The organism is Candidatus Kinetoplastibacterium crithidii (ex Angomonas deanei ATCC 30255) (assembly GCF_000319225.1).
Classification (GTDB): Bacteria; Pseudomonadota; Gammaproteobacteria; order Burkholderiales; family Burkholderiaceae_B; genus Kinetoplastidibacterium; species Kinetoplastidibacterium crithidii_B.
Genome location: NC_019815.1, coordinates 737,143 through 763,685 on the forward strand (window position 1 = coordinate 737,143; position 26,543 = coordinate 763,685).

The following is a 26,543-nucleotide window of genomic DNA, read 5'->3' on the forward strand; positions in this document are numbered from 1 at the left end:
CGCCATTTTTCAAAAACTATTTCTACGAACTTTGTTATGACAAAACATAATTTTATGGTTTTTACAGGCACAGCTAATAATAAATTGGCTATGGATGTTGTTAACTACTTAGGCTCTTCTTTGGGAAATATGACAATAGGTCGTTTTTCAGATGGAGAGGTTATGGTTGAAGTAGAGGAAAATGTTAGAGGTCAGGATATATTTGTTCTGCAACCTACATGTGCTCCAACTAATGATAATTTGATGGAAATTATGGTTATTGCTGATGCATTGCATAGAGCTTCGGCTGGGCGCATTACAGCAGCAATTCCTTATTTTGGTTATGCTAGGCAAGATAGGATTTCTAGATTTGCTAGGGTAGCTATAAGTGCTAAGGTTGTTGCTAACATGTTGCAGAGTGTTGGAGTAAACCGTGTATTGACTATGGACTTACATTCTGAGCAAATTCAAGGTTTTTTTGATATTCCTGTTGATAATATTTATGCTGCTCCTATCTTAATAGAAGATATAAGAAAAAAGGATTTAACTGATATAGTTGTTGTTTCTCCAGATATTGGTGGTGTTGTTAGAGCAAGGGATTTAGCAAAGCATTTAAATGCTGATCTTGCTATTATTGATAAACGTCGCCCTAGTCCTAATGTTTCTGAAGTTATGAACATCATTGGTGAGGTCAGTAATAGGAATTGTATTCTTGTGGATGATATGGTAGATACTGCAGGAACTTTATGTAAAGCTGCTTTTGCGCTAAAAGATCATGGAGCGAAGTCTGTTTATGCCTATTGTACGCATCCAGTTTTGTCTGGAAAGGCTACATCATTGATAGAATCCTCTGTTTTGGATGAATTGGTAGTTACTGATACGATACCTTTATCTAAAGATGCAAAAGATTTTAGTAAAATCAGACAATTGTCATGTGCTTCTCTTTTAGGTAAGACTATATTGAGAATTTGTAATGCAGAATCTGTTGGTTCTTTATTTTCGTAGTAAATTTTATGATTTTACATGTTGGTCGCGATAGGTAGAATCTTTTAAATTTTTTATAAATATTTATTCGGAGTTTTTTTGTGAAATTTGATGCCACATTACGTAGCGTTCATGGTACGAGTGCGAGCCGCCACCTGCGCCATAAAGGACGTATTCCTGCAATAGTTTATGGTAAAAACTCATCGCCATTAAACATAGAACTCGACCATAATTATATATATCATGCATTGCGTAAAGAAGAGTTCCATTCTTCCGTTTTAAGTATGAATATTCTTGATAGCAAGAAAGTTGAACAAGTGATCTTGCGCTCTGTGCAATGGCATCCTTATAAACAACAGGTTTTACATGTTGATTTTCAACGTGTAAGTGCAAATCAGAATATTAACACCAAGGTTCCGTTGCATTTTCTAAATGCAGAAACATCTCCTGCCGTTAAATTGGGAGGAGCTATAATTAATCATGTTATTACTGAACTAGAAATTTCTTGTTTGCCTGCAGTGTTACCTCCATTCATAGAAATTGATTTGTCTAATATTGAATTAGGAAATTCTATTCATTTTTCTGATATTATTTTGCCTGCCGGTGTTTCATATAATGGCAGTGACCCAGATCCTTTGTTAGCAACTGCTTTTGTTAATGAGGGCGTGGATGATGAAGATCAAAAAGTTGAAGAGGATAAGAGTGAGTAGCCTTATTGATGAATTTATTTCGATCGGGTTATTTTTTTTTAAATGAAGGCAGCTTTGCGTTTAATTGTAGGTTTAGGTAATCCTGGCTCGGAGTACCTAACTACTCGTCATAATGCTGGTTTCTGGTTGCTAGATATTTTTTCAGAAGCTCTAAAAACAAATTTTGTTTATGATAAATATTTTGATGGCTTGATTTCTAAGGTTTATCGTAATAGTAATAATATTATATTTTTTAAGCCTTCTACATACATGAATAATTCTGGTGATGCTCTTTATAGATTAGTTAACTTTTATAAAATTAATCCAGAAAGTATATTAGTTCTTCATGATGAGTTAGACCTTCCTCCTGGTGATATTCGAGTGAAATTTAATGGAGGAAGTGCTGGCCATAATGGTTTGAGATCAATACAGAAGGTTATAGGCAGTGATTTTTGGCGTATTCGTATTGGAATCGGCCATCCTAGATCCTTAAGTAGTAAACAGTTGGTTTCAGATTTTGTGCTTGATAGTCCAAATTCTTCTGAACAGAGGCAAATAAATGTAGCTATGGATTGTTGCCTGAATTGTATATTTGATATATTGGATGGTAATTTTGAAACCGTGCGTAATAAGTTAAAAAATACTTGATGTTTATAAATCTGGCAAATGTTTAATAAAAATAGTTTATTTTTTAATGAAGTTGTGTCATTTTTTGCTTTTTTAAAAAAACCAAAGAATTATGTAAATACTCTTAGAGATTATAATTTTGCTATAAACATATATAATTTCTTTCTCATTAAATTTGAAATATTGTTTTTTTGGACTATTGTATTATGGATTATAAATATTTTTTTATTAGGTCCAATATCCTATAATTTTTCTAAAATTATAGGCGCTCATCACAAAACAGAATTTATAAATATTCCAATGTATATTGGAATATTGTGGGCTCCATTAATAGAAGAAATGTTATTTAGATATCCTCTTCTATGTAATCCTGTGCAGTTTGTTGTAACATTGCCTTTTTTTATCTTATTATTATTAACGGGTCCTAGTTATTATAATTTGTTTTTGCTATTTTTGTTGATCTTAGTTTGCGTGTATTTTCGTGTGAAAAATTCCTTCTCAATTATCTTTGATTGGAATTACTATATTTTATATTATCAAATAATTTTTTATATATTTAGTGTTCTATTTGCGTTTATACATGTTTTCAATTTTTCATTTGATGATAGTAAATTAAATTTATTTTTTATTCCATTGTTATTGTTACCGCAGTTAGTATCTGGTCTAGTTTTAGGTTGGATAAGGGTCAGCAGGGGGATATTTTCATCGATAATTGTACACTCATTGTTTAATGGTGGAGCAATTTTATTAATATGGATTTTTTCTAATAGAACTTGTGTTTGAATTATATTAATTGGAATTAATTATGGCGTTACGTTGTGGTATAGTTGGATTGCCGAATGTTGGTAAGTCAACATTATTTAATGCTTTGACTAAAGCTGGAATAGCTGCTGAAAACTATCCTTTTTGTACTATAGAACCTAATATTGGGATAGTAGAAGTTCCTGATAATCGTTTACATAATTTGGCAGAAATAGCAAAACCTGAGAAGATTATATCTGCAACAGCGGAATTTGTTGATATAGCTGGATTAGTAGCAGGTGCTAGTAGCGGTGAAGGATTAGGTAATAAGTTTCTATCTCATATACGTGAGACTGATGCTATAATCAATGTCGTTCGATGCTTTGAAAATCCTGATATAATTCACTATGAAGGAAAGGTAGACCCTATTCATGATATAGAGGTTATAGAGACTGAGTTAATTCTATCTGATTTAAGCACTGTAGATAAATCATTAAGTAAATATAATAAACTATCTGTCAATGATAAAAGCAATATTGCCATAGTAAATGTGCTTAAATTATGTTTGTCTCATCTTAATAATGGAAAATCTCTAAGAACTTTGCAATTATCGGAAGAAGAACAAGAAATAATTAAGAGATTTGATTTTTTGACATATAAGCCTATTATGTATGTTGCCAATGTTGATGAAAAAGGTTTTCTTGAAAAAAATAGTTTATTGACAGCAGTTATTAATTATGCAGCCGATAATAATATTCCAGTAGTGTCTATTTGTGCTTCTTTGGAGCAAGAAATAGGTGATCTATCATTGGAAGATAAAAAAATTTTCTTGCAGGATTTAGGTGTAGAAGAAGCGGGTTTAGATAGATTAGTACGTTCAGCGTTTTTGCTATTGGGATTGCAAACATATTTTACGGTTGGGGTAAAAGAGGTGCATGCCTGGACTATTCCAATAGGAGCTACAGCACCTCAGGCTGCTGGGGTAATACATACTGATTTTGAAAAAGGTTTTATTAGAGCTCAAACAATTTCGTATGAGGATTTTGTAGCTTTTAGAGGAGAATTGAAAGCAAAGGAAGCTGGTAAAATGAGATCAGAAGGCAAGGATTATATTGTTCAAGATGGAGATATAATTAATTTTTTATTTAATGTTTAATGTACTGATTTTTTTTGAAAATATTTTTCAACGGTTGGAAATACAAACTTACTGATGTCTCCACCAAGGTAAGCTATTTCCTTAACCGCAGTGCTAGAAATGAATTTAAATTGATCTGAAGATGTTAAAAAGACTGTTTCTACATTGTTTATTAATTGTTTATTAATATTTGCCATTTTGCATTCATATTCAAAATCTGAATATGTTCTGATGCCCCTTATTATTATCTTTGCTTTGTGTTTCTCTACAAAATCCTTAAGTAATCCATCAAAACTATATATACTTACATTCTTGTATTTAGCTAATATTTTTTCAGCCATTTCAATACGTTCTTTAATAGTGAAAAGAGGTTGTTTCTTTTTATTACATGCTATTGCTATAAAAACTTGATCAAATAGACATGAAGCTCTTTTAATTAGATCTTCATGACCAATAGTTATTGGGTCAAAAGTTCCAGGATATACAGCAGTTATCATATGAGTTGTATCCACAATATACAGAAAAGCATAACTTGCTATGAAATTGTGCAAGTTATGCTTTTTCTTTAAAGCAAATTTAAAAAAGTTAAGTAAGGATTTTTAGAAATCCATACCACCCATACCGCCCATACCACCCATACCACCCATACCACCAGGCATAGATGGTGCTGAAGGTTTGTCTTCTGGTAATTCTGCTATTGCAGCTTCTGCTGTCAATAACAAGCTTGCTACAGAGGCAGCATTTTGTAAGGCAGTTCTAGTAACTTTAGTAGGATCAAGAACTCCTTGTGCAACTAGATCGGTATACTCACCAGTAGCTGCATTATATCCATAACTACCTTTACCATTTAGAACGTTATTTACTACAATACTTGCTTCTTCTCCTGCATTGGAGACGATAGTACGTAAAGGTTCTTCTACTGCTCTTAGGATCAACTGTATGCCAGCATTTTGGTCTGGAGTATCTCCTTTAAGTTTAGAAATAGCTTGTTTAGCACGAAGTAATGCAACTCCACCTCCGGCAACAACACCTTCTTCAACTGCAGCGCGAGTAGCATGCAAGGCATCTTCTACGCGAGCTTTCTTCTCTTTCATTTCAACTTCTGTTGCAGCTCCAACACGTATTACAGCCACTCCACCAGCCAATTTTGCTACACGTTCTTGAAGTTTTTCTCTATCATAATCCGATGTTGACTCTTCTATTTGAACTCTAATTTGTTTGACTCGAGCTTCGATAGATTTAGTGTCGCCTGCTCCATCTATAATGGTAGTGTTTTCTTTTCCTATCTCAACTCTTTTAGCTTGGCCAAGATCATTAAGCGTAGCTTTTTCTAGAGTCATTCCAGTTTCTTCAGATATAACTACGCCACCTGTAAGAATTGCAATGTCTTCCAGCATAGCTTTTCTGCGATCACCAAAACCAGGAGCTTTAACAGCAGTTGTTTTTAGTATTCCTCTAATATTGTTCACTACTAAAGTAGCTAAAGCTTCTCCTTCAACATCTTCTGCTAGAATTAGTAAGGGCTTGCTGGATTTTGCTACTTGTTCTAGCAATGGTAGTAAATCTCTAATATTGCTAATTTTTTTGTCATATATGAGAATATATGGTTCATCTAAAGCGGATACTTGTTTTTCTGGATTGTTAATAAAATAAGGAGATAAATAGCCCCTATCGAATTGCATCCCTTCTACAACGTCCAGCTCATTTTCTAATGATTTACCATCTTCTACTGTTATTACACCTTCTTTACCTACTTTATCCATAGCTTTTGCTATTATATCGCCTATAGAACTATCACTATTGGCAGATATGGATCCTACTTGTGCAATTTCTTTATTTGTAGTAATAGGTTTTGATTGTTTTTTTAATTCCTCTACTGCTGCAGCTACTGCTTTATCTATTCCTCTTTTTAGATCAATAGGGTTAAATCCAGAAGCAACATATTTTAGACCTTCTTGTACTATGGATTGAGCAAGAACTGTAGCAGTAGTTGTTCCATCTCCAGCACTATCAGAGGTTTTTGAAGCAACATCTTTTACAAGTTGAGCTCCTATATTTTCTATCTTGTCTTTTAGTTCTATTTCTTTAGCAACCGACACACCATCTTTGGTGACAGTAGGTGCTCCAAATGAGCGTTCAATTACAACATTTCTTCCCTTAGGACCTAAAGTTGTTTTTACAGCATTAGCAAGAGTATTGACACCGCGTACAATTCGTACCCGAGCATCATCACCAAATAAAACTTGTTTGGCTGTCATTTTAAGCTTCCTTGAATATAAGTTTATCTAATGTTAAAGTTAACTACTAAATTAATTAATTACTGCTAATACTTCATCTTCACGTATTACTAGTAGTTCTTCACCGTCTACTTTAACTGCTTGACCGGCATATTTACCGAACAAGATTTTATCTCCAACTTTTAAATCTATTGGTAAAATTTTACCATCTTCAGTTTTTTTCCCTGGACCTACAGAAAGTACTTCACCTTGATCAGGTTTTTCTGCTGCGCTTTCTGGAATAACAATACCAGAAGCAGTTTTTCTTTCATTGTCCAAGCGTTTGACGATTACACGATCGTGCAGAGGACGCAAAGCCATAAGAAACTCCTGTTTTAAATTACTATAAAAACTGGTTTGCAAAAACAAATTATACCAGCCATCGTTAAAGATATATATGGTCTAAATTTCTCTGTTCAAGAGGTGGATAGAAAAATAATTAATAATAAAAAATATATAATTTATAACAAAATTTTACAACTATATATATCTAAATGTTATGCTATAATGGAAATTTATGGGTTGTTAGCTCAGTTGGTAGAGCAGCGGACTCTTAATCCGTAGGTCGAGTGTTCGAGTCACTCACAGCCCACCATTCATTATAACTTACAGTAACAAGTTGGATCTTATTGCAAAAGATATGTTACATATAGTTAATTTATTTAAAAATTTTGACTGATATATAATATATTGATTGTGCATAACTGTATGTATACATGGGTTTTTGTAAACATGAAAGTAACTTTCTAGTTGTAGACTCTACAGTATTGTTAGCGATAAAGACTGTGCACAATTTTTTGGTTTTTCTAATATATATATTATTTTCTTTCTATAGTGGCCGCGTTATATCTTTATCTCTTGATGAGACGGTAGCAATTAATTTCTATAGATTCAGTGTATGTAAGCATAATCAATTATATCTGAATCATCCAACAATACACACACAGTCTGTTTTAATAGAAGCTGATAATGTAGTTGTCGATGATACTTATTTAAATCTAAAATCTAATGCCAAGATAAGTAGTAATAATAATATTTTTATGGGAGATCTAATTACTATCAATAGGCTAGATCACAATTTATGCATATATGGATTTTCAAGTATTTTAAATAAAGGAAACCTTTTTGTTGGTCGCAATCTTTTTTTTGATCTGAAAAAATATATTGGTAGATTAGAAGATGTAAAATTATGGTTGGAACCTAATAAAAGCTATATCGAATCTAGTAAGGTTGAGTTTCTTACTTCTTCAAGAATTAAATTAAGTAATCCTATATATAGTAGTTGTTTATGTAACAAAAGAACTTGGTATACAAAGTCTGATTATATTTATTTGAATCTCCAAAAAAATGAGGCTATTTCTAGAAATAGTTTTTTGTATTTTTATAATGTCCCAATTTTATTTTTTCCTTATTTGAGTTTTCCTTTAAATAAGGAATCAAAATCTGGTTTTTTATTTCCTACATATGGAATTACATCTGTTGATGGATTAGATATTAGTTTGCCATATTACTTTAGTCTTAGTAATAGATGTGATATGACAATAGCTCCAAGAATTATGTCAAAAAGAGGTCTAATGCTTGAGAGTGAAGTAAGATATTTGTATAAGGATATATCAGGTTGTTTTACTGGTAATTATATACATTATGATAATTTGGTTCATAAACATAGATGGTTTTATAATTGGAAAAGTCATATTGTTATCTCTAATGCTGTTAATTTTAATATTAATCTCTCAAGAGTCTCAGATGCAGATTATTTTAATGATTTTGACTACATATGGTCGAATAAATTTTCTGCAAAAAGTTTATTGCAAACTTGTCAGTTGAGTTTAGATGCTAATAATTTTCAAGGAAAGATTAGGTTTTTAAAAAATCAACTTTTAAAAGAATTATCTAACGCAGATTTATTTGATAAATTGCCAGAAATTGCCTTTTGTGGAAATTTAGACGGTTATAAAAAAAGTAATATTAAAATTTATTCTAATATTACAAATATTAGAAGAGTGGGTACTAATAGATTGAGTTCTTTAGAGGCAGATTGTGCTACAAGGTTACAAATATATCCTTCTATTTCTTGTAATATAAATAAAAATGAATATTATATTAAACCCAAAATAGGAATACACATTTCTAGGTATTGGGTTAATAATGCTCTAGATGTAAAGCAGAGAATAATATCTAGAAGTCTTCCGATTCTTTCCTTAGATGGAGGAGCCAGTTATTATAGGAATATTTTTTTATTTGGGCAGGAAAACAAACAAATAATAGAGCCTAAATTTTTCTATTTATATGTGCCATATAAAAATCAGTCTGACATACCTTGTTACGATACGTTTTTATTAAATTTTAATTTTTCCAGACTGTTTAAAGAAAATATATATTCCGGAGGCTGGGATCGGATACCTAATGCGAATAATGTAACATTTTCTATTACAACAAAACTATTAGAATCCAACAATAGTTTAGAGAGGATTTCTTTTTCCGTAGCTAGAATATTTTTTTTAAAACCAAGAAATATTTTTATTCCTAGTGAAAATCTTAATAATAATTATGAGAAGAAAATTTTATCCTCTATGAGGCTCTTATTAGCAGATAATCTACGATTGGAAGGACAAATCAAATATGATTATGTTAATAATAGGCTAGGTGATTTGTCTGTTATAACGAACTATTTTCCTAGTATTCTTAAAAATGTATATCTATCTTATAATTATAGCTTAAACAAACTAGATCATAGAGCATGCCTTAATAAGAGACAGAACAATATTAGTTTAGCTTTTCAATGGCCTATAAATGAATCTTTTTATAGTGTTTGCAGGTTTGATTATTTATTATGTTTTGAAAAAAATAATAAGACTAATTTTCATAAAGTTTCTTCTGAGATGATACAATCAATACTAGGCATCGAGTATAAGAAAGATAACTGCTGGGTAGGTAGAGTAGTTGTTCATTCTAAAAATAATACTAAATATAATACGGCTTTATTTTTGCAAATAGAATTTACAGGTTTAGGTTCTTTAGGTTTAGATCCTATAAAATTATTGAGGAAAAATATACCTGGTTATCATACTACGAGTTATAAAAATAAGCTTGGCGATATTTTTGAGATATATAAATAATGCATAAAATAAAAAAATTGGTCATTTTATATTTTTTTATAACATTTCTTACTTTAGTAAGTTATTTTGCTTCGGCAATAGAAAAAAGTAGTGATTGTAAATCTTTTTCTTGCGATAAGATCGCACTTGTTGTTAATGATCAAGTGTTTACTTTGAGAGATCTATTAAACGAAGAGAATAATCTGTGCATAGAGTTAGAAAAAAAAGGAGTTCAGAAAGGTCAGAGAAATATTAGAGAAAATGCTATAAATAGGATCATTGAAAAAGCATTGATAATTCAAGAGTCTAATAAAAAAGGTATTTTTGTAAATAATAGTGAACTTAATAGTGTTATAGATAATATACTTATACATAATAATATTAATTTAGATCAGATGCGTTTGCAGGTGGAGAGAGATAATATAAGTTGGGACTCATATTTAGAAATGTTACGTTGCGATATATATAAAAACTATTTATGCCAACATATTATGGATGAAAAAAGAATTATTGCTAATAGTGATATAGATATTTTCTTAAAAAAATCAAAATTTGTTGATAAAAAATATTTAGAAATTAGTAACAGTAAAAACAATCAAGTACTTTCTTTAGCACAGATTTTGATCAAAGTTCCAGAGAATGCTTCATCTGAAGATATTCAGGGTTTTTATCATAAAGCTGAATCATTGCGAAATAAATTACTTATTGGTGATAATTTTTCTGATATTGCTAAAGAATTCTCAGATGGACCTGAATCTTCTATTGGCGGTTTTTTGGGAAAAAAAACATTAGATTTTTGGCCTGATTTGTTCATTGAAAATATTAATTTTTTATCTGAAGGTCAGATTAGTGAAGTTTTTCGTAGTAAAAAAGGATTCCATATACTAAAAATAATTAGTATAGATTTTTCTAATATAGAAAAAGCTGCTTCTAGTAATAACTTGGAAGAACAAGTATATTTAAAACAAATACTAGTAAAGAAATCTTTTGCTACATCTGCTTCGGATGCTGTTATTTATTTGTCTCATATACGTCAGGCAATTGTGTCAGAAAGTATTAGTTTTAAAGATGCAGCACAACATTATTCACAAGATATTACTGCTCCTCAAGGTGGTGATATTGGTTGGATCAGTACCAATAGTTTAGTTCCAGAATTTAGAGATGCTATCAAAAATTTAGGAGATAAGAAACTTACAGAGGTAATTACTTCATCTGAAGGTTATTATTTGCTAAAATTATGTGACAAAAGGATATTTGATTTTACTGAAAACAAGAAACGTAATTATGCTTATCAATGTTTATTTGATTTGCAAGTTGATCCTGTGTTCTCAAACTGGTTGGAATTTATAAAATCAAAGTCACAGATAGATATCAAATGTTTATAATTAATGCTTATTTAATATATTGTAATTATGGTTGTTCATAAAGCTAGGAAGCGTTTTGGCCAGAATTTTTTGGTGGATGATAGTGTAATACATAATATTATCTCAACTTTTAAACCTATGAAACATGATTATGTTGTCGAGATTGGCCCTGGTTTGTCAGCAATAACAGAGCCATTGATTCATTCGGTAAATGAGTTATTGTGTATAGAAATAGATCGTGATTTAGTAAAAATCTTAGAACACAAATTTTCTAAATATAAGAATGTTAGAATTATCGAGTCTGATGTTCTAAATTTTGATTTTAACACTTTAAATATAGGCATAAGGCTTATTGGTAACTTACCATATAATATTTCGACTCAATTATTATTTAAAATAATGGAGTTTAGTGATCAAATTATTGATGCACATTTTATGTTACAAAGAGAAGTTGTTGACAGAATGATTGCTCAGCCATCTAGTTCCGATTATGGTCGTTTATCCGTCATGTTACAAGAGTGTTATGAAATTGAGAGATTATTTGATATTAGACCTGATTCATTTAATCCTATGCCTAAGGTTTTTTCATCATTTGTTCGCATTAAGCCCTTATCTTTTAACAGAGTTAGGCCGAAAAACTATAATATATTTAAACAATTAGTAACTAGAGCTTTCTCACAAAAAAGAAAAATTTTGAAAAACTCTTTAGGAGAATGGTCTAAACACCTTGATTGGGAAGCTTTAGATCTCAATTCTCAAATAAGAGCTGAAAATCTTTCTGTAAGTAAATTTATAATGATTTCGGATTTTTTGCACAATAAAGGCCTTATGTAACTAAGGATTATATAAGGAAAATAGTTGATAAACCTAGGAATATCAGAAATCCTAAAGAATCTGTTACAAAAGTCAAAAGCACTGATGATCCTATTGCTGGATCTTTTCCAAAACGAGACCTTAGTATTGGCACTAAAACTCCAACTAAGGTGCCTATTAAAACATTACACACAATAGCTCCCATCATTACTAAGGCAATCATCATTGATTTAGACATAGCCCATGCAAAAATAGCAGCTACTATACCGCCACAACTCCCTACTAGTGAAGCTACAAGCATTTCTCTTTTTAGTAATTGCCAAAGATCTCTTTCTGTAATATGACCAGTAGCTATTGCTCTTATTACCATTGTCATTGTTTGATTACCAGAATTTCCACCTATTCCTGCTACTATTGACATAAGAAAGGCTAATATTACTAGTTTGCTTACAGTTCCCTCAAATCTAGATGCTATGAATGAGGAAACAGATGCAGTAAATAAGTTAGCTAGTAACCAAGGGGCCCTATTTATTAGGGCTGTTGTTAAATTAGAAAATATATCTTCTTCTTGTAAGCCAGCTCTCGATAGTTCTTGTACTTGTGAGTTTTCTTGTATGACATCGACTACATCTGCAATAGTTACTCTACCAATTAGTTTCCCATTTTCATCTATTACAGGAGCTGATACAAGATCATATCTTTCAAAAGCTCCAGCTGCATCTATATCAGAATCTAGTGGGTTTAATGTTAGGAAATCACTACTCATTAATGTTTTTACTTCTGCGTCAGGTTCGCTGATTAATATAGTAGTTAGAGCCAAAACACCTTGTATTTTGTCTTGTCTATCTACAACAAATATTTGGTCTGTATGATCGGGTAGTTCTTGTAGTCTGCGTAAATACCGTAAAACAACTTCTAGGGTTATATCTTCTCTAACCTTTATTAATTCGAAATCCATTAAAGCGCCGACGCTTTCTTCTGGATAACCCATAGCTTCTATGAGTTGAGAACGCTCATAATCATTCAATTTTTTTTGAACTTCAGCAATAGCTTCTGGTGGTAAATCAGGAGATATATAAGCTAATTCGTCAGTGTCAAGATTACTAATAGCAGCGACAAGACTACTTATAGACATGGTTTCTATAAGTGAACTTCTGGCCCAACTTTCTACTTCTATAAGAATATTTGCAATATAATCTTTCCTTACTATAGACCAGATAAGTTGTCTTTTATCTGTCGGTAATGATTCTAATATAAAGGCGATATCTGCTGGATGTAGACTATTGATAAAACTTTCTAAATTATTGATATAATCTTTTTCTACAGATAGAATTGTTTTGTCTGATTCTACTTCTGATATGAATGAATGTTTTTTTAAATATTCTTGAACCTTTAATAATGCTTTTTGTGCATCTTCCGTGTCAAGTCGACGTAATGAGGCATCATTAGGTGTTTTGTTGCTTAAATTATTAGTTTGTGTCATTTTTATTTTCTAATGATGGCAATATGCGACTTTTGCCATTGTTATCCGTAGCTACAAATGTTAACACGGCTTCAGCTGCTTTAATTAGATTATTTTGGAATGGTCTTTTTTCTGTATAAACAGTTACTGATACTGTTATAGATGTTCTGCCTGTTTTTATGATGCGTGCAAATATATTAACGAGGTCGCCAATTTTTATTGCACTAATGAATTGCATAGAATTTATAGCAACAGTGGCTACTCTTCCTGAAGCTACTTTAGTAGCTGGTACAGAAGCAGCTAGATCTATTTGTGACATAATCCATCCTCCGAATACATCACCATTAACATTGGCATCAGCAGGCATAGGCATAATTTTTAAAATTAATTCTTTATAGTTTATATGTTCTGGTTTTAATGTTTCCATCATTTCAATATATAGTGGTTTGTTTTCTTAAAGTTATATGATAATTTACAGTTTACTAGAGTTTATATGATATATTCGTTTTTTATTTTGAGATTATAAGATATCAAAAATTAAGGTGTTTCTTTTTTATTTTATCAATTGTTATAATATGATGTTATCACATAATATATCTTGTAATTCTGCGTTGATATATTTATATAATTTAGAATTACTAGCTAGAATCCATCCGTTACTTGGCCATGGTTTTTGTTGCAATATATCTTCACATATGCCATTTGCTTCTCTTAGGATAACAGTTCCAGCAGCTGTATCCCAAGGAGAAAGATCTAGTTCTATATATCCATCATACCTACCACAAGCTACCCATGCTAGATCCAAAGAAGCAGAGCCCATTTTCCTAATGCTACTTGCTTGTTTTGTAATTTTTTGAGCTATTTTTGTGTGAATTGTTTGATGAGTATAATTATTAGAAGGTAATCCTATAGCTATTATTGATTTACTTAAATTATCTTTATTGCTACAAAATATTTTTTGTTTATTAAGGCAAGAACCAAACCCGAACAATGATGTGAATAACTCTTCACGACATGGGTCATATATCACGCCTAAAATTGGAGTTTCTTCTGATAGAATATTATTATTTATAGTAGTTCCTTTTTTAGCTACTAGGGCAATTGAAATTGCGTAATGTGGTATTCCATGAAGGAAATTAGTAGTTCCATCTAATGGATCTATACACCATGTAGCAGACGCATTATTAGATTGTCCAGACTCCTCGGCTAAAAAGCCTAAAGAATATTCAGTATTTGATTTTAATTTAGTAATTATAGCTGTTTCTGATTCATAGTCTGCTTGGGTTACTATAGCATTATCCTTCTGCGTAATAATAAGTTCTGTTTTTTTTAAAGAGTAGCTTCTTAAAATTTTTGCTCCTTCTAACGCGGCTTCAATAGCTAAGTTAAGTAGTTTGTTAAGATCAGTTTCTTTAAAAATTAAGCTTGTTTTGTTGGTATGATTATGCATATACAAGGTTTATTATTGTTAGATATTTTTTGGAAGCTTATTTTGAAATTTTTGGATATATATACTATAAAATAAATATTTATCATAATTATATATGAGATTAGCATATAGTAAAGTGAGTAACATATTGGATATTAATAAGGAGTTATTGCTTTCTTATCATGTGTTTATTGTTGGGAATAAACTTCCATGGAAATGGCAATTTAAGGATCGTTTTACAATATGCCAGACTAGTTTTAATAATGGATTAGATTTTCTAGTTACATGGGAGACTTGGAAGAATGATATAAATAGATGTTCTCATTTGCATTATGTTGTACTTGAGTCAAGTAGTTATTGTAAAACGTATTTGAGAAATATTTATTGCAATTTGCCAACCAAATTACTTAGCTATGCTGATTCCTTGTTATGTAAACTACCTAATTATTATCCTGGAATTTATAGACTAGAATTTGAACATTGTAATTTAACTTTGACTTTATTTCTTGGAGTTAAACATGTGCTTTCCAAAGAGATAGTTGCTAGATTTAATGCATACTTTTTAAGTCATCCAACTGCAGAAGAGCGAGAATATTTTAAGAAAATAGTCTTGAATTTATCTAAATTAGGTGCTAAAGAGTCTACTATATCTATCATTAAAAGAGACGATTATATATTAAATATTTTGTATGAAATTGGTTTTAAGATTTATATCGAAAATACTAGTGTGAGAGATTTATATAGAATTGTTGGGGTATGGTCGCGTATATGGTCCTCAGAATATAGTCCTTTGATACGGAATAATAAAAAAATTGTTATCATTGGAGCAGGGCTTTCAGGTGTTGGTATAGCTCATGCATTGAGTATTAGAGGTATAGAATCAAATATTATCGATATTGATATTACTGGTGATAGTCATATAGGTCATTTAGGAGCTTCTTTGAGTCCTTCTATATCAGTTGATAATAATATTTTATCTCGTTTAGTAAGATTGGGTATGGAGCAAGCTTGGTCAAGGTGGTCTAATTTAATGCCCAAAGCTTTTTTAGATCGCTGTGGTTCATTGCAGCTAGATATAAAATTTAAAAATGATAAGATATTTGATCTTATAAATAATGATTCTTTATTAAGTAATTTATACAGATATGTTGATAGGATAGAAGCAAGTAATATAGCAGGTATAGGAGTTTCTAGTGGTGGTATTTTTTGTAAAAATAGTATGGTAGTTTCTCCTAGAATTCTCATAAATAGAATATTAAAATTATCAAAAATTAATGTAATTCAACAATTTATAACAAAGTTAGATAAAAAAGAAGATAAGTGGATTATATTTGGTAAAGATGGTAAACAACTGGCTAGTGCTGATATATTAATATTAGCAAACTCATATAATTCTTTGAGTTTATTAAACAGTATTAAATCACAACATTCTCTTATAGATTTATTCAAGGCTAGGAGAGTCTTAGGAGAAGTAGCATTAATTAAAGATATTGATTTGCAAGGTGGACCCAATTGTATTTTAGAAGGGCAATGTTACATTCTGCCATCAAAGAATGGATATTGTATTGTAGGCGGGACATATTTAAGTGATTTTAGAAATGATCTCTTGGTAAAGAAATCAAGGTTAGATAATTTGTCTAACTTAGCAGATTCCTTGAATGCTACACATAATATTTATCATAAACATATATCTTATTGGCATGGAGAAAGGATGGTTTTGCCTAACAGAATTCCTATGATAGGTAATGTTGTTGATAATAACAATCTTTTTCTGGCTATTGGATATGCTTCTAGAGGTTTGTGTTGGTCTTCTCTTGGTGGCGACATAATTGCTTCTCAAATTTGTGGTGAGCCATTGTTAATAGAAAAACAAATGATGACAATTTTGAAACCAAGGTGAAATTAATATTGATATTAATTTGTTTAATATGGTAGAATAAAACTTGTCTTTGGTAATGGGGTGTTAGCTCAGCCGGTAGAGCAGTTGACTTTTAATCAATTGGTCGTGGGTTCGATTCCCGCACACCCCACCAGACATCTGTTTCAGATTTTATTTGTAGGACTCAAAACACTCTAAACTATTCTGGTTTTAAATAATAAGATTGGTTTATTCAATAATTTTCAATTGTTTGAAAATTCATCTATATATAAAAGATATCAGGATCTCAAAGGGAATTTTACTAAGATGATAGATTTAGTTTTGTCTAACTCTAGTTATGGCGGAGCGGACGGGACTCGAACCCGCGACCCCCGGCGTGACAGGCCGGTATTCTAACCAACTGAACTACCGCTCCGAATTAACAATTCTATGGCGTCCCCTAGGGGATTCGAACCCCTGTACTCACCGTGAAAGGGTGATGTCCTAGGCCTCTAGACGAAGGGGACAAATAATTTGGTGGAGATAAGCGGGATCGAACCGCTGACCTCTTGCATGCCATGCAAGCGCTCTCCCAGCTGAGCTATACCCCCTACACAAATTTTTTGTATACATATATCTAAAAATTATTTCAGTATTATGACTTAAATTTTATCTATATGCAAGCTTATAAATTAAATATGTATTTTTTATTTAATATATTTTAAATGTATTTGACTATTTTATAGTACGCTTTACTCTAAGCCATAAAGCTTTTCTTGCATTTGCTCTGATAACTTCTAATTGTAGATCTTCGTATACAGACTTGTCGCCACATTGTGGTATTTTGTTTAATTCTCCCACTAGCCATCCTCCAACGCTATCATATTCCGTATTTGGTAAATTCGTTTTTATATAATCATTAAAATGATTTATGTCAGTAGAAGCCATTACTATCCATTGGTTTGGTCCATCTGCAAATATAGAATTATTTTCAGTATTATCAAATTCATCTTCTATATTTCCAACTATTTGTTCTAGAACATCTTCCATAGTAACAAGCCCTGATATTCCGCCATGTTCATCTATGACTATGGCCATATGGTTTCTGCTTATTCTAAATTCCCTTAGAAGTATGTTAAGTTTTTTTGATTCTGGAATAAAAAATGCAGATCTAATTAACGATTTTAATGTTATCTGTGGATCAGAAATATAGCGTAATAGTTCTTTTGCTAAAACTATTCCTATAACATTATCACGTTCTCCTTCAAATATAGGAAAACGTGAATGGGTGCTTTCTAGTATCGTACTAACCATTTCAGATATTGGAGTCGAAACTTCCAGCATATGCATTTTAGAGCGAGGAACCATTATTTCGCCACTTGTTTTATTGGATAATACTAAGCTTCCATCTATTATTGATAGTACGTCATAATCTATAATTCCTTTTGTATTTGCTGCAGTTAATATTTTTTTTAGATGATCTAAGTTATTAGGTGTATGTCTAAATTTAGACATAAGTAGTTCTATCATAGACTTTATAGAAAATTTATTAATTTTATATTTTGGTTTGATATAGTCATTCACGTTTATGTTACCAAATTTTATCTCATAGGATGAAAATCGTAGAAAATTTTTTGAAATCAAAATTTTATAGTTATAATACATTGCATATACATAACATTGATATGTTGTGTATGTTCTACGAGCTTATTGTTCATAAGGATTCTTTATTTTTAGATTTTCAAGTATTGAAATTTCAATACTTTCCATTTCTAGTGCTTCTAAATGTTCTTTATGATCGAATCCTAATGCATGTAATACACCATGTATTACTATATGAGCTGCATGTTCAAATCTGTTTTTATTTTGCTCCTCAGCTTCTTTGTATATAATAGGTAGACAAAGAACTAAATCAGCAGTTAATAAATTTTCAGTTATTCCATACTCAAATGTTAAAACATTTGTTGCATAATCTTTATTTCGAAAGGATTTATTCAATAATCTACCTTCTTCTTCTTCTACTAGTCTCACTGTTATTATAATTGATTTTATTTCTTTTGATATGAAATTAGTAGTAGATTCAATCGATTTGCGAACCCATTTTCTTATTTTCCATCTAGGAATTTCACAATTTTGAGTAGCATATTGTATAGATAGAGACAGTTTAGCTGTTGGATTAAGATTAGCTTTTCTCATAAGCTTCTACTATTTTTGATACTAGAGGGTGTCGCATTATGTCTTTTTGTGTAAATCTTGTTATAGAAATTCCATCTATATCATTTAAAATTGATATGGCATGACTTAAACCACTTTTCTGTCCTTTTTGTAAATCTATTTGCGATGGGTCACCAGTAATAACTGCTTTACTATGGAAACCTATTCTTGTAAGAAACATCTTCATTTGTTCTGGAGTAGTATTTTGAGACTCATCTAGTATTATGAAAGAATTGTTTAATGTTCTTCCTCTCATGTATGCTAAAGGAGCTATTTCTATAATTTGTTTCTCTATTAGTTTTTGAACTTTTTCTGCTCCAATAAACTCATATAAGATATCATATAATGGTCTTAGATATGGATCTATTTTCTGGGTCAAATCTCCTGGTAGAAACCCTAGTCTTTCTCCTGCTTCTACTGCTGGACGTGTCAGTAATATTTTTTTTATTATGCCTAGTTCTAGATATCTAATTGCGCAAACTATTGCTAACATTGTTTTCCCAGTACCTGCAGGCCCAATACTAAAATTAATGACGTTTTTATAAATGTTTTCTAAACATTTATGTTGTTGATTACTTTTAGGTTTAAATTTGCTAAAGTTAAAAAAATCATTATAACAATTTTGTTCATTTATTTCTGGTTCGTTATTTATAGATTCATTTTCTCTAATTTCTTTTATACCTAAGAATATATCTTTTTCCATTAGCTCCTGTTTTTTTGCTTGTTCATAGAATGAATATAAAGCTTTTTTTGCCAATAAGAAATCTTGTCCCTGTATTTTGAAGATATTGCCAATTCTTGTTATGTAAGTATTTGTGTTATCAGATAATATTTTAATATTTATATCCAAAGGACCACACAGTCTTGATATAACAAAATTAGCATTTGTTTCATCAAAGATGATTTGATCACAATTTATTTGTTTTTTGCTTATATTGTTTTGCATTATTATAATTAACTTATTGAGCGTAGTTAATTTCACCTCTTAGTGTATTGCTGTTTATTTGAGTTATTTTTATATCTACCAAATCACCTATATTGCTATTATTGCATGCAAAATTAACAACTCTATTATTTTCAGTTCGTCCCATTAGTTCGTTCGCATTGTTTTTTGAGACTCCTTCTATTAGAATTCTTTGTGTAGAATGAAGCATAGATTGGGAGATATTTTTTGCTTGATCATTGATTAAACTTTGTAGTCTTTGTAATCTTTGTAATTTTATTTCATGACTATTGATGTCAGGTATATTAGCTGCTGGAGTGCCTGGTCTTGGAGAGTATATAAAAGAAAATGATGTATCAAATCCAACATCTTCTATTAATGCCAGAGTTTTTTTAAAATCATCTTCAGTCTCCCCTGGAAAGCCAACTATAAAATCTGAGGATACTTTTAATCCAGGTCTTGCTGTTCTCAAATTCCTAATAATTGATTTGTATTCAATAGAGGAATATCCTCTCTTCATCGCAGATAAAATTTTGTCACTACCAGATTGCACTGGTAAGTGTAAGAATGATACTAATTTTGGTAAATTAACATAAGCATCATATATTCTTTTAGTCATTTCTCTAGGGTGAGATGTTGTGTATCTAATCCTTTCTATACCTGGTATTTCATGTATATATTCTAAAAGCATTGCAAGGTCTGCTATTTCTTTGCTTTGTCCTATCACCCCTCTATAAGCATTAACGTTTTGTCCCAATAGAGTAATTTCTTTGATTCCATTATTTGCAAGATCTGCAATCTCTAATAACACGTCTTCAAATGGCCTTGATACTTCAGTGCCTCTAGTGTAGGGGACAACACAAAAACTACAGTATTTGCTACATCCTTCCATTATAGAGACGAAAGCTGTTGGTTTAGTTATTTTTGGCAGTGGTATAGAATCAAACTTTTCTATTTCTGGAAAGCTTATATCTATTTGTGGTTTATTATTTAGAATTCTTGAATCTATCAAAGAAGATACTTTATGTATGGTTTGTGGTCCAAACACTATATCTACATAAGGAGCTCTTTTTATTATTTCATGACCTTCTTGACTAGCTACGCACCCTCCAACTCCTATAATAAGATTTGGATTTTCTTCTTTGATCTCTTTTATTCTTCCTAAATCTGAAAACACTTTTTCTTGGGCTTTTTCTCTTATCGAGCAAGTGTTTAATATGATGATATCAGCTTTTTCAGCTTGTTTTACTATTTCAATTTGTTTTTTTGTTCCTAGTATATCAATAATTTTTTCTGAGTCATATTCATTCATTTGACAGCCAAAAGTTTTAATATACACATTATATTTATTTATGTTTTTGTTTTCTGAGTCTTTTTTATGCATTGGTTTTGATGAAGAATTTAATAATTGTATTTTGTTATATGCAGACTAATCATGTGTTTCTGCATGAAATGCTTTTTTTCCAAATTTCATTAGCAAAGCTAGTGAAGAAGAAACAAATATAGACGAATAAATACCAAACCATATTCCTATAGTGAGAGCAACAGCAAAATAATGCAAAGATGCACCTCCAAATAGTAATATTGATAAAATCATGAATTGGGTTGAACCATGTGTGATTATTGTTCTAGAAATAGTTTGAGTTATTGATTTATTAATTAAGGCTTTTGTGTTTTTTATGTTTTTAGGGCCTATGTACTTTAAATAATTTTCTCTTACTCTATCCATTACAATTACTGATTCATTAACAGAATATCCTAGTGCAGCAAGCGTTCCTGCTAATACAGAAAGGGAAAACTCCCATTGAAAAAAAGCAAAAAATCCTAGAATAATTACTACATCATGCAGATTTGCCATGACAACAGCAGCAGCTATTATCAATTCAAATCTAATGCTTAAATAAAATATGATGCCTATGACTAACATAATTACAGATAGCAACATATCTTGTAATAACTTTTCTCCTACTTGTGGTCCTATAAATTCTGTTTTATTTATATTAAATGAATTATCATATTTTTGTAGTTCACTTAGTATAGTAGATGTTGTAGTTTCTAGAGAAAAATTTTCTAAATTTGGTAATCTTATTATTATTTCTTTCGAAGACCCAAGATATTGAACTTGTATATGTTCTATATGTGGAATATTTGTTAGAGATGACTTGATTTCATCAAGTTGTAGTATTTTTTCTCCAGAGTAGGACGCTTCTATAATTGATCCACCAGTGAATTCAGTGGATAGATTAAAGCCTTTATGATATATAAAAAATAAAGACACAGTAAACGTTACTAAACTTATGATATTTAGTAAAACAGCATATCGCATAAAATGTATAGTTTTACTAATGCGGAACAGTTCCATTGTATATTACCTAAAAATCTTATTAATTGCTAATCTAAACTTCTTGGTTTCCAAATTTGGCCAATATATATTTTTTTTATGTTTTTTTTACTTCCATAGAATAGATTAATTAAAAATTTTACAAATATTACAGAAGAAAAAATTGATGATAAGATGCCAATGCAATGTACTACAGCAAATCCTCTTATAGATCCTGACCCTAATATTAATAAAGATAAACCAACAATAAAAGTGGTTAAGTTTGAATCTAAGATAGTATTCCATGCCTTTTCAAACCCATCTTCTATTGATTTTTTTGGTGAATTTGACTCATTTCGTAACTCTTCTCTTATGCGTTCGTTTATTAAAACATTAGCATCTATTGAAATCCCTATTGTTAGCGCAATGGCCGCTATACCTGGTAATGTAATTGTTGCTTGTAATATTGATAATGCGGAAATTAATAGTACTATGTTTAATGCTAATCCAATGGAAGCAAATATGCCAAAGATTTGATAGTATAATGTCATGAAAATTACTATAGCAGAAAAGCCATAAAATATAGATTTCATTCCTTTATCTATATTGCTGGATCCTAAGCTTGGCCCTATGATTTTCTCTTCTATTATGTTCATAGGAGCAGATAGCAGTCCTGAACGAAGTATCAAAGATATATCAGCTGCTTCTTGATAATTCATAGATCCAGTTATTTGTATATTTCCATTAGGAATTTCACTTCTTATTATTGGTGCTGTTATAATTTCCCCTTTTCCTTCTTCATATATTAATATCGCTAACCTTTTATTTATATTATCTCTTGTCACATCTTTGAAGATCCTCGCTCCTTTATTATCTAAAGTCAAATTGACAGATGGCTGACCAGTTTGTGGATCTCTTCCAGGTTGTGCATTATATATGTTCGCACTGTTAATAATAGGATGGGCATGTACTGCTATTCTATTATTATGTTTATCGCAAAAAAGTTCTTTGCCAATTGGAATTATTCCTTGAGATAGTGATAATTGTGTTGATTTTGAGTCATCAACTAACCTGAATTCTATTGTGGCAGTTCTTCCAAGAATTTCTTTGGCTTTCATAATATCTTGTAGGCCTGGCAATTGAACTATTATTTCATCAGATCCTTGTTGTTGAATTACAGGTTCAGATACCCCTAAAGCATTTATACGATTATTTAATGTTAGTAGGTTTTGTTGAATCGCTCGTTTTTTTATTTCTGATATTTTAGAAGGTTCAAATTTACATTCAAGTTGATTTCCTATTATATTAGTAATAATTCCATCGACAGAAGATTTTATTTTTTTGTTGAGTTCATTAATATCATGATTGTTTGCTAGAGATATACGAATACTTTTGCTGTCATTGTATATTTTTCTAACGTCTAACTTATGTTTTTTTGTTATTGCTTTGATATCCATTAATAAATTATCATAGTTAGAAGATATAGCTTTATCTATATCAACCTTAATTAAAATATGAATACCACCTCTTAAATCTAAACCAAGTACGATTGGTTTAGGTGTGAAAGGTCCTAGTTTTAGCATCCATTTCGGAATATTGGAGACTATATTAGGCGTAACAATATAGGGGTTAGATGCGTATGTATTATTTAGTAAATTTTCTATTATGCTGGTGGATATTATTTGATCATCAGGATATAACAAAAGAATATCTATAATAGACGAGTCGCCTTTTTTTACAAGTGAACATTTTTTATATGGAATATTCACTTGTTTTATTGCTGCTTCAATTTTTGCTGCTAGCAAATCATCAACTTGTATATTTTTTTTTACACTTCTAATTTGGATAGATGGAGACACACCATATAGATTTGGTATGAAATACAGAATTCCTATAAAAACTGTTAGTATTATAAGAATGTTTTTCCATCTTGGGTAGCAGTTCATATTTATTTATATAAAGTTAATAATGAAAAAGTGTCAAATTACATTTGTTGTGATTATAATGATTTTATTGTTCCTCTAGGCATTGTACCAATAACAGCATTTTTTTGAACAATTATTTCCACTGGTTGACTATTTGAACGCGAGACTTCAAGAAATATATAATTATCTTGTATTTTGCTAATTATGCCCATTATTCCTCCAGAAGTAGTAATTTCATCACCTTTAGATAATGATAAAATTAAATTCTTATGTTCTTTTTGGCGTTTTATTTGTGGTCTAATCATTAAAAAATATAAAACTACAAACATTATTATTATAGGAAACATACCCATTATCGTATTGCTTTCTGCAGAGGTAGCATTTGCAATAATAAAATTTGAAGAGTTTATAAAATTCATTTTAAATTCCTTTAAGGATTAGTATTTTCTAGGTTGTTTATATAACAGGAAGTTATTCATTTTATAGTAATTTACTAAGTCTATTATTTATAAAATTTATTCGCCATTTATCAAAAGTTCCATTATTTATTTCTTCTCTAATTTCTTGCATCATTTTTAAATAGAAGTACAAATTATGTATGGTATTTAATCTTGCTCCATTTATTTCTTTTGTAAGTTGTAAATGATGTAAATAAGAACGTGAGAAATTTTGACAAGTATAACATTGACAAGATTCATCTAACGGAGATGAGTCTTTTTTATACTTGCTATTTCTTATTTTAATATCTCCGTATCTTGTAAACAACCAACCATTACGAGCGTTTCTTGTAGGCATTACACAATCAAACATATCTATGCCATTAGCAACTCCATGCACAATATCTTCAGGTGTTCCTACACCCATTAGATATTTTGGTGTTTTTATTGGTAGTTTAATAGCAGTGTGCTCTAGTATTCTTTTCATATCATCTTTTGGTTCTCCAACAGACAGTCCTCCTATAGCATATCCATGAAATCCTATTTGTGAGAGTCTGTCGATTGACTCCTGCCTCAAATCTTCGTGCATTCCTCCTTGGACTATACCAAAAAGCATGTTTTGATTTTCTTGATTCTTAAATTCAATAGAAGACCTTTCTGCCCATCTAGCTGATAATAACATTGAGTCTAGTGTTTCTTTTTTGCTTATAACTCTTTCGCCAATTTTATAAGGAGTGCATTCATCAAATACCATGGATATATCAGATTGTAAACAGTATTGTATTTGCACTGATTTTTCAGGTGTTAAGAATAATTTTTCACCATTTATAGGGGAGGAGAAAGATACTCCACTTTCCGTAATTTTTCGGTTTTTGCTCAAACTGAATACTTGAAACCCCCCTGAATCTGTTAATATAGGTTTATCCCACTGCATAAAATTATGGAGTCCATCATGGATATTTATTATATCAATACCGGGTCTTAGCCAAAGATGGAAAGTATTAGAGAGGATTATTTGAGCTCCTATATTTTTAAGTTCATATGGTAGTATTGATTTAACGCTAGCATATGTTCCAACTGGCATAAAAATTGGAGTTTGTACTATTCCATGTTTCAATCTTAGATAACCTGTTCTTGCCATGTTATCATTTTTAATAATTTTAAATTCTGTTATGTTCATTATATTGATGGCTCTATAAACATGGCATCACCGTAACTAAAAAAACGATACTTTTCTTTAATCGCATGTTGATAAGCTTCATGAATAGTGTCTTGTCCAGTTAGTGCTGCTACTAATAAAAGCAGGGTTGATTTTGGTAAATGAAAATTTGTAATCAAATTATCAATTATGCGAAATTTATACCCTGGTCTTATGTATAATTGTGTCTCGCCATTTGTTTCTTCTAAAATAGTTCTATTAATGCAATCATAATTATTATTAATTAATGATGCTGACTCTAAAGCCCTTGCGGTAGTAGTGCCTACTGCAATTATTTTATTTCCACTAGATCTTGCCGTTTTTATTTTTTCTATTGTATTTTGTGGTACATGGTATTGTTCTGAATGCATAATATGTTTTTCAATGCTACTTGTTCTTATAGGCTGAAACGTTCCAGCACCAACGTGTAATGTTATGAATGATGTTTCTATGCCAAATTTTTCCAAATCACTTATAATGTTATTATCGAAATGGAGTCCTGCTGTTGGAGCTGCTACAGCTCCTGAAAGTTTTGCATAGACTGTCTGATATCTTAATTCATCAATTTCATCAATGTTTTTTTTAATATAAGGTGGTAGAGGTATTCTGCCATATTGATCTAATATTTTATTTATACAGTCTGAGAATTTTAACTCAAAAAAATCATTGTGACGTTTTTCAATGATGGCATATGTTCTATCAGAAATGAATATTTTTGTATTATCCCTTATTGGCTTATTAGATTTTATTTGCGCTAAAGCTCTATTATTATTTAGTATGCGTTCAATCATTATTTCTATTTTGCCGCCACTTTCTTTATGGCCAGATAATCTTGCCTTAATAACTTTGGTGTTATTAAAGATAAGAAGATCTCCTTTCTTCATTAAATTAACTATATTATAGAAGTATAAATCATGCATCTTTTTGTTATGATCAACGTATAATAATCTGCTAGAAGACCTTTCTTTAGAAGGGCTTTGTGCAATAAGGTCTTCAGGTAATATATATTCGAAGAATTTTTTCTCTAATGATAATGGTTGCATCTTAAGGT

At 30.6% G+C, this 26,543-nt stretch carries 24 protein-coding genes and 5 tRNA genes; 11 read left to right on the forward strand and 18 right to left on the reverse strand.

What is annotated here, in order from left to right; translation table 11 throughout:
• Positions 1 to 36 precede the first annotated feature (36 nt).
• The 5 genes from CKCE_RS03495 (at position 37) to ychF (ending at position 4,176) form a co-directional block, all read left to right on the forward strand.
• A complete protein-coding gene (locus tag CKCE_RS03495) occupies positions 37 to 984 on the forward strand; it encodes a ribose-phosphate pyrophosphokinase (protein WP_015238938.1) in 948 nt (315 codons plus the stop codon).
• A gap of 80 nt (positions 985 to 1,064) precedes the next feature.
• Positions 1,065 to 1,673 (forward strand): 50S ribosomal protein L25/general stress protein Ctc, encoded by a 609-nt coding sequence (locus CKCE_RS03500; protein ID WP_015389052.1) that lies wholly within the window; start codon positions 1,065 to 1,067, stop codon positions 1,671 to 1,673.
• 42 nt (positions 1,674 to 1,715) lie between these two features.
• Positions 1,716 to 2,300 (forward strand): aminoacyl-tRNA hydrolase, encoded by a 585-nt coding sequence (pth, locus tag CKCE_RS03505; protein ID WP_015238940.1) that lies wholly within the window; start codon positions 1,716 to 1,718, stop codon positions 2,298 to 2,300.
• Between the two features lie 18 nt (positions 2,301 to 2,318).
• On the forward strand, positions 2,319 to 3,062 hold the full coding sequence (locus CKCE_RS03510; RefSeq protein WP_015238941.1) for a CAAX amino protease: 744 nt from the start codon (positions 2,319 to 2,321) through the stop codon (positions 3,060 to 3,062).
• Positions 3,063 to 3,084: 22 nt separating this feature from the next.
• Positions 3,085 to 4,176, forward strand: a complete 1,092-nt coding sequence (gene ychF, locus CKCE_RS03515) for a redox-regulated ATPase YchF (protein ID WP_015238942.1) — start codon at positions 3,085 to 3,087, stop codon at positions 4,174 to 4,176.
• On the opposite strand, the gene coaD is transcribed toward ychF, so the two are convergent.
• The 3 genes from coaD to CKCE_RS03530 form a co-directional block, all read right to left on the reverse strand.
• Positions 4,173 to 4,652, reverse strand: coding sequence for a pantetheine-phosphate adenylyltransferase (coaD, locus tag CKCE_RS03520; RefSeq protein ID WP_015238943.1), 480 nt, complete (start codon positions 4,650 to 4,652; stop codon positions 4,173 to 4,175). The genes ychF and coaD overlap by 4 nt on opposite strands.
• A gap of 102 nt (positions 4,653 to 4,754) precedes the next feature.
• Complete coding sequence (gene groL / locus CKCE_RS03525; RefSeq protein ID WP_015238944.1) at positions 4,755 to 6,413, reverse strand: chaperonin GroEL; 1,659 nt, start codon at positions 6,411 to 6,413, stop codon at positions 4,755 to 4,757.
• A 51-nt stretch (positions 6,414 to 6,464) separates the two neighbouring features.
• Positions 6,465 to 6,752: a co-chaperone GroES gene (locus CKCE_RS03530; protein WP_015389053.1), complete on the reverse strand. Its 288-nt coding sequence runs from the start codon at positions 6,750 to 6,752 to the stop codon at positions 6,465 to 6,467.
• 198 nt (positions 6,753 to 6,950) lie between these two features.
• Between CKCE_RS03530 and CKCE_RS03535 the strand changes: the two genes are divergently transcribed.
• The 4 genes from CKCE_RS03535 to rsmA all read left to right on the forward strand — a co-directional run bounded on the left by CKCE_RS03535 (position 6,951) and on the right by rsmA (position 11,727).
• Positions 6,951 to 7,026 (forward strand) — tRNA-Lys (locus CKCE_RS03535).
• Positions 7,027 to 7,147: 121 nt separating this feature from the next.
• Entirely contained in the window at positions 7,148 to 9,550 is a 2,403-nt protein-coding gene (locus CKCE_RS03540; RefSeq protein WP_015238946.1) for an LPS-assembly protein LptD, read from the forward strand.
• On the forward strand, positions 9,550 to 10,914 hold the full coding sequence (locus CKCE_RS03545; protein WP_015389054.1) for a peptidylprolyl isomerase: 1,365 nt from the start codon (positions 9,550 to 9,552) through the stop codon (positions 10,912 to 10,914). The genes CKCE_RS03540 and CKCE_RS03545 overlap by 1 nt, the downstream gene beginning before the upstream one ends.
• 27 nt (positions 10,915 to 10,941) lie before the next feature.
• Positions 10,942 to 11,727, forward strand: a complete 786-nt coding sequence (rsmA, locus tag CKCE_RS03550; protein ID WP_015238948.1) for a 16S rRNA (adenine(1518)-N(6)/adenine(1519)-N(6))-dimethyltransferase RsmA — start codon at positions 10,942 to 10,944, stop codon at positions 11,725 to 11,727.
• A gap of 7 nt (positions 11,728 to 11,734) precedes the next feature.
• Here the strand turns inward: rsmA and mgtE are convergent, their stop codons facing one another.
• The 3 genes from mgtE to CKCE_RS03565 all read right to left on the reverse strand — a co-directional run bounded on the left by mgtE (position 11,735) and on the right by CKCE_RS03565 (position 14,618).
• Entirely contained in the window at positions 11,735 to 13,189 is a 1,455-nt protein-coding gene (gene mgtE / locus CKCE_RS03555) for a magnesium transporter (protein ID WP_015238949.1), read from the reverse strand.
• Positions 13,176 to 13,595, reverse strand: coding sequence for an acyl-CoA thioesterase (locus CKCE_RS03560; RefSeq protein ID WP_015238950.1), 420 nt, complete (start codon positions 13,593 to 13,595; stop codon positions 13,176 to 13,178). The genes mgtE and CKCE_RS03560 overlap by 14 nt, the downstream gene beginning before the upstream one ends.
• A 141-nt stretch (positions 13,596 to 13,736) precedes the next feature.
• A complete protein-coding gene (locus tag CKCE_RS03565; RefSeq protein ID WP_015238951.1) occupies positions 13,737 to 14,618 on the reverse strand; it encodes an inositol monophosphatase family protein in 882 nt (293 codons plus the stop codon).
• 115 nt (positions 14,619 to 14,733) lie between these two features.
• Between CKCE_RS03565 and CKCE_RS03570 the strand changes: the two genes are divergently transcribed.
• Both CKCE_RS03570 and CKCE_RS03575 read left to right on the forward strand, forming a co-directional pair.
• Positions 14,734 to 16,497 (forward strand): FAD-dependent oxidoreductase, encoded by a 1,764-nt coding sequence (locus CKCE_RS03570; RefSeq protein ID WP_225968704.1) that lies wholly within the window; start codon positions 14,734 to 14,736, stop codon positions 16,495 to 16,497.
• 57 nt (positions 16,498 to 16,554) lie between these two features.
• A tRNA-Lys gene (locus tag CKCE_RS03575) sits at positions 16,555 to 16,630 on the forward strand.
• Positions 16,631 to 16,814: 184 nt separating this feature from the next.
• On the opposite strand, the gene CKCE_RS03580 is transcribed toward CKCE_RS03575, so the two are convergent.
• The 12 genes from CKCE_RS03580 to queA all read right to left on the reverse strand — a co-directional run bounded on the left by CKCE_RS03580 (position 16,815) and on the right by queA (position 26,535).
• Positions 16,815 to 16,891, reverse strand: a tRNA-Asp gene (locus CKCE_RS03580).
• Positions 16,892 to 16,906: 15 nt separating this feature from the next.
• Positions 16,907 to 16,982 (reverse strand) — tRNA-Glu (locus CKCE_RS03585).
• Positions 16,983 to 16,990: 8 nt separating this feature from the next.
• Positions 16,991 to 17,066: transfer RNA gene (locus CKCE_RS03590), tRNA-Ala, on the reverse strand.
• Positions 17,067 to 17,190: 124 nt separating this feature from the next.
• Positions 17,191 to 17,985, reverse strand: a complete 795-nt coding sequence (locus CKCE_RS03595) for a CorC family transporter (RefSeq protein WP_148283276.1) — start codon at positions 17,983 to 17,985, stop codon at positions 17,191 to 17,193.
• Positions 17,986 to 18,162: 177 nt separating this feature from the next.
• On the reverse strand, positions 18,163 to 18,651 hold the full coding sequence (gene ybeY, locus CKCE_RS03600) for an rRNA maturation RNase YbeY (RefSeq protein ID WP_015238954.1): 489 nt from the start codon (positions 18,649 to 18,651) through the stop codon (positions 18,163 to 18,165).
• Positions 18,638 to 19,615 carry a PhoH family protein gene (locus CKCE_RS03605; protein ID WP_015238955.1) on the reverse strand — a complete coding sequence of 326 codons (978 nt, stop codon included), beginning with the start codon at positions 19,613 to 19,615 and terminating at the stop codon, positions 18,638 to 18,640. The genes ybeY and CKCE_RS03605 overlap by 14 nt, the downstream gene beginning before the upstream one ends.
• Before the next feature lie 13 nt (positions 19,616 to 19,628).
• Positions 19,629 to 20,996, reverse strand: a complete 1,368-nt coding sequence (gene miaB / locus CKCE_RS03610) for a tRNA (N6-isopentenyl adenosine(37)-C2)-methylthiotransferase MiaB (RefSeq protein WP_015238956.1) — start codon at positions 20,994 to 20,996, stop codon at positions 19,629 to 19,631.
• Positions 20,997 to 21,041: 45 nt separating this feature from the next.
• Positions 21,042 to 21,974 (reverse strand): protein translocase subunit SecF, encoded by a 933-nt coding sequence (gene secF, locus CKCE_RS03615; RefSeq protein ID WP_015238957.1) that lies wholly within the window; start codon positions 21,972 to 21,974, stop codon positions 21,042 to 21,044.
• A gap of 29 nt (positions 21,975 to 22,003) precedes the next feature.
• Complete coding sequence (gene secD, locus CKCE_RS03620) at positions 22,004 to 23,878, reverse strand: protein translocase subunit SecD (RefSeq protein ID WP_015389056.1); 1,875 nt, start codon at positions 23,876 to 23,878, stop codon at positions 22,004 to 22,006.
• Between the two features lie 53 nt (positions 23,879 to 23,931).
• Positions 23,932 to 24,276 carry a preprotein translocase subunit YajC gene (gene yajC, locus CKCE_RS03625; protein WP_015389057.1) on the reverse strand — a complete coding sequence of 115 codons (345 nt, stop codon included), beginning with the start codon at positions 24,274 to 24,276 and terminating at the stop codon, positions 23,932 to 23,934.
• A gap of 61 nt (positions 24,277 to 24,337) precedes the next feature.
• Positions 24,338 to 25,474, reverse strand: coding sequence for a tRNA guanosine(34) transglycosylase Tgt (gene tgt / locus CKCE_RS03630; RefSeq protein ID WP_015238960.1), 1,137 nt, complete (start codon positions 25,472 to 25,474; stop codon positions 24,338 to 24,340).
• Complete coding sequence (queA, locus tag CKCE_RS03635; protein WP_015238961.1) at positions 25,474 to 26,535, reverse strand: tRNA preQ1(34) S-adenosylmethionine ribosyltransferase-isomerase QueA; 1,062 nt, start codon at positions 26,533 to 26,535, stop codon at positions 25,474 to 25,476. The genes tgt and queA overlap by 1 nt, the downstream gene beginning before the upstream one ends.
• Between the last annotated feature and the right edge of the window lie 8 nt (positions 26,536 to 26,543).

Coding starts and splice junctions, on each gene's coding strand:
- CKCE_RS03495 (WP_015238938.1), top strand. CDS start 37: ATGACAAAACATAATTTTATGGTTTTTACAGGCACAGCTAATAATAAA.
- pth (WP_015238940.1), top strand. CDS start 1,716: ATGAAGGCAGCTTTGCGTTTAATTGTAGGTTTAGGTAATCCTGGCTCG.
- CKCE_RS03510 (WP_015238941.1), top strand. CDS start 2,319: ATGTTTAATAAAAATAGTTTATTTTTTAATGAAGTTGTGTCATTTTTT.
- ychF (WP_015238942.1), top strand. CDS start 3,085: ATGGCGTTACGTTGTGGTATAGTTGGATTGCCGAATGTTGGTAAGTCA.
- coaD (WP_015238943.1), bottom strand. CDS start 4,652: ATGATAACTGCTGTATATCCTGGAACTTTTGACCCAATAACTATTGGT.
- groL (WP_015238944.1), bottom strand. CDS start 6,413: ATGACAGCCAAACAAGTTTTATTTGGTGATGATGCTCGGGTACGAATT.
- CKCE_RS03530 (WP_015389053.1), bottom strand. CDS start 6,752: ATGGCTTTGCGTCCTCTGCACGATCGTGTAATCGTCAAACGCTTGGAC.
- CKCE_RS03540 (WP_015238946.1), top strand. CDS start 7,148: ATGGGTTTTTGTAAACATGAAAGTAACTTTCTAGTTGTAGACTCTACA.
- CKCE_RS03545 (WP_015389054.1), top strand. CDS start 9,550: ATGCATAAAATAAAAAAATTGGTCATTTTATATTTTTTTATAACATTT.
- rsmA (WP_015238948.1), top strand. CDS start 10,942: ATGGTTGTTCATAAAGCTAGGAAGCGTTTTGGCCAGAATTTTTTGGTG.
- mgtE (WP_015238949.1), bottom strand. CDS start 13,189: ATGACACAAACTAATAATTTAAGCAACAAAACACCTAATGATGCCTCA.
- CKCE_RS03560 (WP_015238950.1), bottom strand. CDS start 13,595: ATGGAAACATTAAAACCAGAACATATAAACTATAAAGAATTAATTTTA.
- CKCE_RS03565 (WP_015238951.1), bottom strand. CDS start 14,618: ATGCATAATCATACCAACAAAACAAGCTTAATTTTTAAAGAAACTGAT.
- CKCE_RS03595 (WP_148283276.1), bottom strand. CDS start 17,985: ATGATAGAACTACTTATGTCTAAATTTAGACATACACCTAATAACTTA.
- ybeY (WP_015238954.1), bottom strand. CDS start 18,651: ATGAGAAAAGCTAATCTTAATCCAACAGCTAAACTGTCTCTATCTATA.
- CKCE_RS03605 (WP_015238955.1), bottom strand. CDS start 19,615: ATGCAAAACAATATAAGCAAAAAACAAATAAATTGTGATCAAATCATC.
- miaB (WP_015238956.1), bottom strand. CDS start 20,996: ATGCATAAAAAAGACTCAGAAAACAAAAACATAAATAAATATAATGTG.
- secF (WP_015238957.1), bottom strand. CDS start 21,974: ATGGAACTGTTCCGCATTAGTAAAACTATACATTTTATGCGATATGCT.
- secD (WP_015389056.1), bottom strand. CDS start 23,878: ATGAACTGCTACCCAAGATGGAAAAACATTCTTATAATACTAACAGTT.
- yajC (WP_015389057.1), bottom strand. CDS start 24,276: ATGAATTTTATAAACTCTTCAAATTTTATTATTGCAAATGCTACCTCT.
- tgt (WP_015238960.1), bottom strand. CDS start 25,474: ATGAACATAACAGAATTTAAAATTATTAAAAATGATAACATGGCAAGA.
- queA (WP_015238961.1), bottom strand. CDS start 26,535: ATGCAACCATTATCATTAGAGAAAAAATTCTTCGAATATATATTACCT.